Source organism: Deltaproteobacteria bacterium (assembly GCA_019309045.1).
Lineage (GTDB): Bacteria > Desulfobacterota > Syntrophobacteria > BM002 > BM002 > JAFDGZ01.
Genome location: JAFDGZ010000106.1, coordinates 1 through 8,584 on the forward strand (window position 1 = coordinate 1; position 8,584 = coordinate 8,584).

The window sequence follows — 8,584 nt, forward strand, 5'->3', positions numbered from 1 at the left end:
AACTACAGTTCGAATCTTCTTCCTGAGCTTCCTGGATTCCTGAGAAATCCGCTCAACGGTTTCCTCCAGCTCTTCAGCTATCCTGGACATTTTATCCCTGAGCTTTTCTTGAAGTTCCCTCGCCTCACGACCAAGGCGCTCAGAGGATTCCAGCATTTCTCTGCTGACGAAATCTGCCTTTTCTCGGACCTGTTGTTGCAGCTCTCTTATCTCTCTGGAAAGATCGTTGCTGCGTTTTCTCATCTGTTTGCTGAAGGCTTCGATCTTTTCTCTGAATTTTTCAAACTCAGCCATTTTTTCACCTCCCCTGAATTTGGAATCCAACGAAGGTCTGGCCTGTCATGGAGTGTCTAGGCTAGTCCGTTTATTCACTCCAACAAATAAAATAAGTAGAGACCGGCCGGGTGTCAAGAAGGTAACACAGTGAATTAACAGGATATATTCCAGTATCTTTGAATGGCAGCTGCTATAGTAGCAGCGCAGTTGTTTCCTGGCTGGCGTCATTGGCCTCAATTACACCTGAGTGCTGCTGGAAACCTTGACGTGGACTTGTATCCGCTTTATTTTTTGATTGTAATTAACTTTGTTAGGTGAAATGGAAAATGAACAGTTTTGCCCGGCCAAGTTGGAAGCAATGAACTACAGCAAGCATACAATGGTGCGGCTGTGGTGCAGGCAGGACTGATTCATGAATTATCCGACTTGAGTTGAAATTTTACGTGGAGGTGCACCTATGGATATATGGAGAAGAATTGGGATTGCCATTGTCTGTGGAGTGCCAGCCATAATTGGCGGTGGTCTCTTGTGGCAGCTCAGCAAGAGCTGGCAGGTGGTAGGAGGATATCTGGGACTGCTTGGTTTTATTCTCCTGGTTTTTGTTTGCAACCCTGAGCAAATCGTCAACCAGATACGCAAATAATGACGGCAATATGCCGCTGAGCGCTTTTTTCGTACTTCGGGCAAGGCCGCATTTGTTGAGCCGGATGTTTTATGAATCACCTCCTGACCTGCTTTGTGAATTGTGCAGAGAGTCATTTTGCCCCTCGGCGTGCGGCTTCGGCCTGGTCCAGAAGGGGCTATGGCCGTTACGGCAACAAAGAGCTATCCTCATGAATGCCATGGCCTGATAATAACGGGGCGCCATCTAGAGGCGGTCCGGGTCGAAGCCCCATCCCACCCGGGCGAGTCTCGCTTTCCTCCCCGAGCTGTCTACCATTCTAGCTGAATCTTTCCTGCGGGCGATTCTTGTTCAGGAATATCCCCTCTCGAGAGCCATTGTTTTCCCCTCTTTTAGAACTTTGTGTTGACAAACGCGCTGATGAAGGGCATGAGTACGAATGATTACCGGAGAATGGTCTGTTGAGGCACTCAAAATGACAAGATGTTCCTGGCAAGGTGTTGAATGGTGACAGATAATCGGTTTGAATTCCAACTGGGAAGGGCTTGTGAGTGAGGAACCAGTTTGTGAGGAGCGATACTGGTTTTATCGGCCTTGATTGGAAGTGAGAGAATAGCTTATGGCAAAAGAAAAGAAGAAGGCAAAAGAGAAGAAGAAGGTGGAAATTGAGCGAGATTGGTGCAAAGGTTGTGGGATCTGCGTTGCCTTCTGTCCAAAGCAGGTTCTTGTTCTTGATGAGGAGGGCAAGGCCTGTTGGGACAAGCCTGACAGGTGCATCAATTGTGGCCTTTGTGAACTGAGATGCCCTGATGTGGCCATCGAACTGGTGGAGGATAGAAAACCGTGAAAGCAAAGGTGAGATTTATTCAAGGGAACGAAGCAGTGGTAGAAGGGGCGCTCTACGCTGGTGTTCGATTCTACGCAGGCTATCCTATTACTCCCTCCACAGAAATTGCTGAGCTCATGTCCGAGAGACTGCCTAAGGTGGGGGGAAAGTTTATTCAGATGGAAGATGAAATTGCTTCCATGTGTGCTATCATCGGTGCCTCATTGACGGGCCTCAAGGTGATGACTGCTACCAGTGGGCCAGGTTTTTCGCTGATGCAGGAGGCGATAGGCTACGCTGTTATGGCGGAGGTGCCATCAGTGGTGGTGGATGTGCAGAGAGGAGGTCCAAGTACTGGCCTGCCCACTTCAGTAGCTCAGGGCGATGTGCTGCAGGCCAGGTGGGGCATTCATGGCGACCACTCGATTATCGCCCTGACTGCCTCGAATTTGCAGGATGTGCTGCTCATGACGGTAGAAGCCTTCAATCTGGCTGAGACCTTTCGCACGCCAGTGATTCTCTTGCTGGACGAGGTTGTAGGCCATATGCGTGAAAAGGTTATTGTGCCGCAGCCCGGTGAGATAGAAGTCATAGAACGACTCTATACTTCTGTGCCGGCGGGAACTGATTATCACCCATATCTTCCTCGTGAAGATGGCAGGCTTCCCATGAGCGACTTCGGAGGAGTGCATCGCTACAATGTGACCGGCCTGGTACACGACATGTGGGGATTCCCATCCACTGATCCAAAGGTGGCCTATGATTTGTTGCACCATATTGTGGACAAACTTGAAAATAGAGCCGATATTATTGCTCGCTACAAAGAGTATCATACGGACGATGCAGAGATCTTGCTCATCTCCTACGGTTGTTCCGCCAGAAGCGCTTTGCATATGGTAGAAGAGCGCCGCAGTCGGGGGATGAAAGTTGGTCTGCTCGAATTGCAGAGCCTCTGGCCTTTCCCGAGAGGAATTGTGCGCCGGCTATGTCAAGGACGCAGCCACGTGCTGGTTGTTGAGATGAACATGGGGCAGATCTGCCAGGAAGTGAAAAAATCTGTGCTCAATCCAGAGAGAGTTTACCTGGCCAATAGATTTGATGGTGTGCTGATCTCTCACAGCGACATCCTGGGGATGCTGAACATGATATTGGGCAAAGGAGTATAAAATGGCAGTCAAGGAATATCTGAGAAAACGGTTTTTCCCACAAATCTGGTGTCCAGGATGTGGCCATGGCATTGTCATGACTAATATGATCAGAGCTATTGAACAGGTTGATCTGGAGAAGAACGAAGTCGTGGTGGTCTCTGGCATCGGCTGTTCTTCGCGTATGCCTGGATATCTGGATTTCCATACTTTGCATACACTGCACGGCAGAGCCCTGGCTTTTGCCACCGGGGTAAAATTGGGGAAGCCCTGGTTGACTGTCATTGTGCCAATGGGTGACGGTGATGCCCTGGCAATAGGAGGAAATCACTTCATCCACGCTGCTCGCCGGAATGTGGATCTTACCGCCATAATCATGAACAACAACATTTACGGCATGACCGGCGGCCAGTATTCTCCCCTGACTCCCCTGGGCGGCAAGGCCACCACCGCTACAGCCGGGACCATTGACGGTGCCTTCGATGTGGTGCAGCTTGCTATGGGTGCCGGCGCCTCTTTTGTCGCCAGAACTACCACCTATCATGCCAAGGAAATGATCAAGATCATCAGCCAGGCTATCAAACACAAGGGATTTGCAGTGGTTGAGGTGATGTCCCAGTGTCCTACCTACTACGGCCGAAAAAACAAGCTCGGCAGTGCGGTGGATATGTTGAACCGCTTCAAGGAGGACACGGTGCCAATTGGCTCCAAGAAAAAAGAGGAAAACCCTGATTTGCTGGAGAGGGGGATCTTTGTCCAGGAAGAACGTCCTGAATACACCGAGTCATATGTAGCTTTTGCAGAGAGATGCCAACAGGAGATGACTTCAGTCTGATCAGCCAAAGTCGGAGCAGCAGATATGGAAAGTACAAGAATTGTCCTTAGCGGTTCAGGTGGCCAGGGAGTGATCACTGCGGCTATTATTTTGGCCGAGGCAGCCGTGGTGTATGAGGGTTTGAACGCAGTGCAGACCCAGTCATATGGACCTGAGGCCCGCGGCGGCGCCACCCGGGCAGATGTGGTCATCTCCAGGGAGCCCATTCACTACCCCAAAGTGATCAATCCACACATCCTCGTGTGTCTGACCCAGGAGTCTTACGATAAGTTTTCGGATATTGTCAGGCCTGGAGGCTTGTTGCTGATTGACCGGCATTTTGTCAAACAAGAGCATAAAGTGGATGCCAGACAGGTAATACTGCCTATGTATGATGCAGTTATGGAGAAAATCGGCAAACCTATCGTATTCAATATCTGCGTACTTGGTACCTTGATTGGTTTGACCAACCTTGTCCGAGCCCAATCTATCATGACATTGCTGGAGGAGAAGCTGCCTGCTGAGTTTCTCGAAATGAACAGACGTGCACTCGAGGCGGGTCTGCACCTGGCCAACGGCAGCAAATGAGTCCTTTGCTCGAGCTGCTTCCAGGTAGCATGACTGCATAAGGGATCTTTATTTCTGCATATGGTTATTCTGGGGATTGAGAGTTCCTGTGACGAAACTGCCGCCGCCCTGGTGGAAGACGGCCGGCGCATTCTAGCCAATGTGGTTTCCTCCCAGATCGCCATCCATCGTCCGTACGGGGGTGTGGTGCCGGAGCTGGCCTCACGGCAGCACCTCAAAGTAATTATTCCAGTTGTGCGCGAGGCTCTGGCAAAGGCCGATAAAGCCCTTGCGGACGTCGACGCCCTGGCGGTTACCCGAGGACCAGGACTGGTGGGTTCTTTGCTGGTGGGCATAGGCGTGGCCAAAGGTATGGCCTATGCCACAGGCAAGCCACTGGTGGCGGTAAATCATCTTGAAGGACATATTCAGGCCGCCTTTCTGGAAAAACAGCCGCCACGTTTTCCCCTGGTGGCCCTTGTGGTCTCTGGTGGACACACAAACCTCTATCATCTTGAAAATTATGCCAAATGTAGACTTGTCGGTCGGACCAGGGATGACGCAGCCGGTGAAGCATTCGACAAAGTGGCCAAGTTTCTTGGCCTCGGCTACCCGGGGGGAATAGTCATTGACAAACTGTCACAGTCCGGCAATCCAGCTGCAGTTGATTTTCCTCGCGCTTATCTGGAAAAAGATTCGCTGGATTTTAGCTTCAGCGGCCTCAAGACTGCGGTAGTCAATCTGGTGCGTCGTTATAGTAACTCGGGAAGCGGGGCAGATGAGCAGTCGGAAAGAACCGTGATATCCCTCGAATCGCTACCCCTCAATGTTGCTGATATTGTGGCCAGTTTTCAAGAGGCGGTCGTAGACATTCTGGTACACAAAACCATCAGGGCTGCCAGGAATCTGGCGGTGCACGAAATTGTGGTGGCCGGCGGGGTAGCCGCCAACAGCCGCTTGCGTCAGAAAATGCAGGAAGAAGCTTCCGCTCTTGGCCTGGGGGTGCGCCTTCCCGAGCCTGCTCTGTGCACAGACAATGCAGCCATGATTGCTGCCGTGGCTTACCACCGCATCTTGCCCGGCGGCCACAAATGGGATCTCGACTTTGATGCAATTTCCCGTTGGCCGGATGGGTAACAAATTGCCTTGTCAGTTATCAGGAACGACTCGGAGGGAGCGGCATCCTGCCGCGGCGAAGAATCTTTCTTGGACGCTTCCTGCTGGTTCAATCAGGCTGAACATTTGCCGGGCAATACTCCTTTTCACTCTCACCTTTTTTGTGCTGCACTCTGAACCGTGTACCATTGCCAATTAGAGAGCAATTCCCTCTGAATGTCCACGGCGCGGCGGGGCTCCGCTATTCAACCACTCGACTGCCCGTCTGATGCCATGAAGGGTGAGGTCCTCCATGGGAAAGATCCGGCCGATAAGTGTGATGGATCTGCTTTCCCATGGCCAGCGTTCACGGGGGATAGGGTTCAGCCAGACGCTGTGGCGAAAGTGGTGACGTATCTGCTGCAGCCAGTCGCGAGCCGGCAGTCTGACTTTTGAAAAGTAATCAATGGCTCCATTAGAAGCGAGAAGTTCAGCAGGAGCCATGTTGGCGTCACCAATAATGATCAACCTGGTTTCAGGGTCTCGGCTCAAGAATTCATGCAGAGGAACCGGGGTACGGCGCTGAGGATCACTGAACACGCAGCCATATATGCAGTTGTGGAAATAGTAGTAGTCCAGATCCCTGAAATGATCTCGCATGTGGGCAAAGATCAGCCTTACCAGGTTCACGTAAGGGTTCATGGAGCTGCCGCCATTGTCCATGAGCACCACCAGCTTTATGCGGTCACGCAATTCTCTCTCGAACACCAGCTCTATCTCACCGCCGTTTCTGGAGGAACGATATACAGTCTCATCCACGTCGAGTTCTGTTGGCGGTCCGGCAGGGACCATGTGCTTGAGAGCAGCGAGTACCTGGCGAAGGTTTTCTGTGCGCAGCATTGAGCTGTCGGCGTAATCCACGTAGCGGCGTGCTTCGATAACCTTTACGGCAGAGCTGTGCCTGGGCTCGCCATGGACGCGTATACCCTCGCTTTCACTACCTGAGTGGCCAAAAGGTGAACTCCCCTCAGTGCCGATCCAGGTATGACCGCCCCGATGTTTTCCCTGCTGGCGGGATGCAGTCTCCAGAAAGCGTTGCAAGAGTTCACTCATTGGAACATGTTCAAAATCACTCTCCCCAAAATGACCGCTGTCAACTTGTTCCCGCAACCAGCGATAAAAGGCTTTTTCGTCCCACTCGTGTCGTGAGAGCCGCTGCAGAATTTCGCTGGCAGTGCCGAGGAAGTACACAGAAAAAGCCTGTTCAAAAGCATCAAAGTGTTCGACTTTCTTTACAAAAACGAGTCTCATCAGGATAAAGAGGCGATCGAGGTCGGGGGCAAGGCCCTTGTGGACAGCCTGATAGAATTCCAGCACCTGCTGGAGACTCACAGGAATTCCCTGATCTCGCAGCATGTAAAAGAAAGGAATGAACAGCATGATCGTCAGCCCTCTTTACAGACATCCACAGCAGAGAAAAAGCCCACTTCAAAAGACAGCAAACCTTTCAGTCAGTCTCCTTTGCTGCTCCTGTACTTGAGAAGATCCTGGGTGCGCTTGAGCAAGATCCCGAGGTGCAATATTTTACCCTTTTGGATTGGTGCTCTAGCGCCTTCCAGTCGAAGGGCGCCCAGCCAGTCGAGAAGCTCGGCAGTGGCAGGTGGTTTCTGGAAACCCTCTTCCCGGAGCCTGTAAAAAATAGGCAGAGCTGAGTCCAATAAAGGAGGATAGATGTCAGGGTAGTGAAGATGGACAATGCGGCTCATTTCCTCCATGGTGGGGAAGGGAATGTGGTGACAGTAGCAGCGGCGCAGAAAGGGGTCCGAGAGCTCCCTCTTGGCGTTGCTGGTGATGACTGTGACCGGCATGTGTTTGGCCTTGATTTTGTGGTTTATCTCGCGAATGATAAAGGAGCCGTCTTCCAGCACATCGAGGAGATTGTCCTGGGTGTCGGAGTCGGTCTTGTCGATTTCGTCCAGCAAGAGCACGCACCGTTCATCCGCCCTGAAGGCTCGTCCTATAGGACCAAAACGGAGATAGTCCCAGATGTTGTTTACATCGCGTCCACTGTCGCCCGTGCCGAAGCGGGAGTCATTGAGACGCAGCACGGTATCGTAAACGTAGCAAAGCTCTTCGCCTTTGAAGGTTGATTTGCAGCGGGCTTCCTCGAGCTGCAGGTTCAGGGCCCGGGCAATTTCAAAGGCAAGCTGGGTCTTGCCAGTGCCGGCCTCGCCGGTTATGAGCAGAGGCTTTTCCATGGCCATGGCAATATTGACTATGTCCTTGAGTTCAGGATTAAGGTAGTAGCGGTCTGTACCGGAAAACTTCATCTGAGCAACCCTTTCTAATGAAAATTCCTGTATTCGCAGGGATTGACAAGGTTATTGTAGTAGAAATGCTGCGCAAAAGAAAGGTGAGAAGAACAAGAGGTGCACTTGTGACTCTGTCCAGCCCCTGTTTCCTGGACAATTCACTCCCCAGAAGCGGCGCTTCCTGCTGGTGGAACTGTTCAGCCTGCTGTTGACGAATCGGCAATGGTGCCCTGCACGGAAAGTCGTCAGGGGGCAGTATTTGCAGGCAGAGGCCATTTTACCTTTTCCTGTACTATTGCCTCTGCTAATCTTGACAAGCAAGAACGGCTTGCTTGCAGAGCTGACTTGTGGCAGCAGTAAAGTTGCCCGGGCAGCGAGCTAATTTCTGAGGCGCCAGAGAGAGGTTGAACTGATATGAAAAAAATCTGTTTTCTTCTGCTAATTTCAGTAGTTGTCATGACAGCGTCGTCTCCAGGTCACCCTGTCCAGGCGGACGAATTTTCTCTTCCGCAGCCCAGTTATAAGGGCTCTCTTTCGGTTGAACAGGCTCTCAAAGCACGGCGAACTCAGCGTTCGTTTCAATCACGGCCGCTTGCCCTCGAACAACTCTCCCAGATTCTCTGGGCCGCTTATGGAGTAACCAAGAAAATTGCCGGCCATTATCTGAAAACTGCACCTTCCGCAGGGGCACTCTATCCTCTAGACATCTACGCGGTGATTGGCAAGAAAGGTGTCCGGGAACTCATTGCAGGGGTCTATCACTTTCTGCCGAGAGATCATAGAGTGGAAATGGTCAAACAGGGAGATTACCGCTCTGAGGTGGGCAGGCTGTCTGCTCAGCAGATGTGGATTGCAGAGGCGCCGCTGATTCTGGTGATCACAGGCGAATATGGGCGCAGTACGGTCAAGTATGGCAGACGCGGCGTC

Annotated in this window: 10 protein-coding genes; 7 read left to right on the top strand and 3 right to left on the bottom strand. The window is 51.7% G+C overall.

Translation table 11 applies throughout. The features are described from left to right. The coding region (locus JRI89_15450) for a hypothetical protein (GenBank protein ID MBW2072634.1) at positions 1–294 on the bottom strand (294 nt) is incomplete at its 3' end. Between the two features lie 439 nt (positions 295–733). On the opposite strand from JRI89_15450, the gene JRI89_15455 reads away from it, so the two are divergent. The 6 genes from JRI89_15455 (at position 734) to tsaD (ending at position 5,387) form a co-directional block, all read left to right on the top strand. Continuing rightward, positions 734–919 carry a hypothetical protein gene (locus JRI89_15455; protein MBW2072635.1) on the top strand — a complete coding sequence of 62 codons (186 nt, stop codon included), beginning with the start codon at positions 734–736 and terminating at the stop codon, positions 917–919. A gap of 598 nt (positions 920–1,517) precedes the next feature. Next, the gene (locus JRI89_15460; GenBank protein ID MBW2072636.1) at positions 1,518–1,745 is read left to right on the top strand and encodes a 4Fe-4S binding protein; all 228 of its coding nucleotides are present in this window, start codon (positions 1,518–1,520) and stop codon (positions 1,743–1,745) included. Further along, complete coding sequence (locus tag JRI89_15465) at positions 1,742–2,890, top strand: 2-oxoacid:acceptor oxidoreductase subunit alpha (GenBank protein MBW2072637.1); 1,149 nt, start codon at positions 1,742–1,744, stop codon at positions 2,888–2,890. Before JRI89_15460 ends, JRI89_15465 begins: the two co-directional genes overlap by 4 nt. A gap of 1 nt (position 2,891) precedes the next feature. After that, positions 2,892–3,704 carry a 2-oxoacid:ferredoxin oxidoreductase subunit beta gene (locus JRI89_15470; protein ID MBW2072638.1) on the top strand — a complete coding sequence of 271 codons (813 nt, stop codon included), beginning with the start codon at positions 2,892–2,894 and terminating at the stop codon, positions 3,702–3,704. Between the two features lie 24 nt (positions 3,705–3,728). After that, entirely contained in the window at positions 3,729–4,271 is a 543-nt protein-coding gene (locus JRI89_15475) for a 2-oxoacid:acceptor oxidoreductase family protein (GenBank protein ID MBW2072639.1), read from the top strand. Positions 4,272–4,331: 60 nt separating this feature from the next. Further along, a complete protein-coding gene (gene tsaD / locus JRI89_15480) occupies positions 4,332–5,387 on the top strand; it encodes a tRNA (adenosine(37)-N6)-threonylcarbamoyltransferase complex transferase subunit TsaD (protein MBW2072640.1) in 1,056 nt (351 codons plus the stop codon). A gap of 174 nt (positions 5,388–5,561) precedes the next feature. Here the strand turns inward: tsaD and JRI89_15485 are convergent, their stop codons facing one another. Together JRI89_15485 and JRI89_15490 are read right to left on the bottom strand one after the other, a co-directional pair. Further along, entirely contained in the window at positions 5,562–6,785 is a 1,224-nt protein-coding gene (locus JRI89_15485) for a hypothetical protein (protein ID MBW2072641.1), read from the bottom strand. A 71-nt stretch (positions 6,786–6,856) separates the two neighbouring features. After that, positions 6,857–7,675, bottom strand: a complete 819-nt coding sequence (locus JRI89_15490; protein ID MBW2072642.1) for a MoxR family ATPase — start codon at positions 7,673–7,675, stop codon at positions 6,857–6,859. A 396-nt stretch (positions 7,676–8,071) separates the two neighbouring features. On the opposite strand from JRI89_15490, the gene JRI89_15495 reads away from it, so the two are divergent. Beyond that, on the top strand, positions 8,072–8,584 hold a 513-nt coding region (locus JRI89_15495; protein ID MBW2072643.1), incomplete at its 3' end, for a SagB/ThcOx family dehydrogenase.

Coding starts and splice junctions, on each gene's coding strand:
- tsaD (MBW2072640.1), top strand. CDS start 4,332: ATGGTTATTCTGGGGATTGAGAGTTCCTGTGACGAAACTGCCGCCGCC.
- JRI89_15470 (MBW2072638.1), top strand. CDS start 2,892: ATGGCAGTCAAGGAATATCTGAGAAAACGGTTTTTCCCACAAATCTGG.
- JRI89_15455 (MBW2072635.1), top strand. CDS start 734: ATGGATATATGGAGAAGAATTGGGATTGCCATTGTCTGTGGAGTGCCA.
- JRI89_15475 (MBW2072639.1), top strand. CDS start 3,729: ATGGAAAGTACAAGAATTGTCCTTAGCGGTTCAGGTGGCCAGGGAGTG.
- JRI89_15460 (MBW2072636.1), top strand. CDS start 1,518: ATGGCAAAAGAAAAGAAGAAGGCAAAAGAGAAGAAGAAGGTGGAAATT.
- JRI89_15490 (MBW2072642.1), bottom strand. CDS start 7,675: ATGAAGTTTTCCGGTACAGACCGCTACTACCTTAATCCTGAACTCAAG.
- JRI89_15485 (MBW2072641.1), bottom strand. CDS start 6,785: ATGCTGTTCATTCCTTTCTTTTACATGCTGCGAGATCAGGGAATTCCT.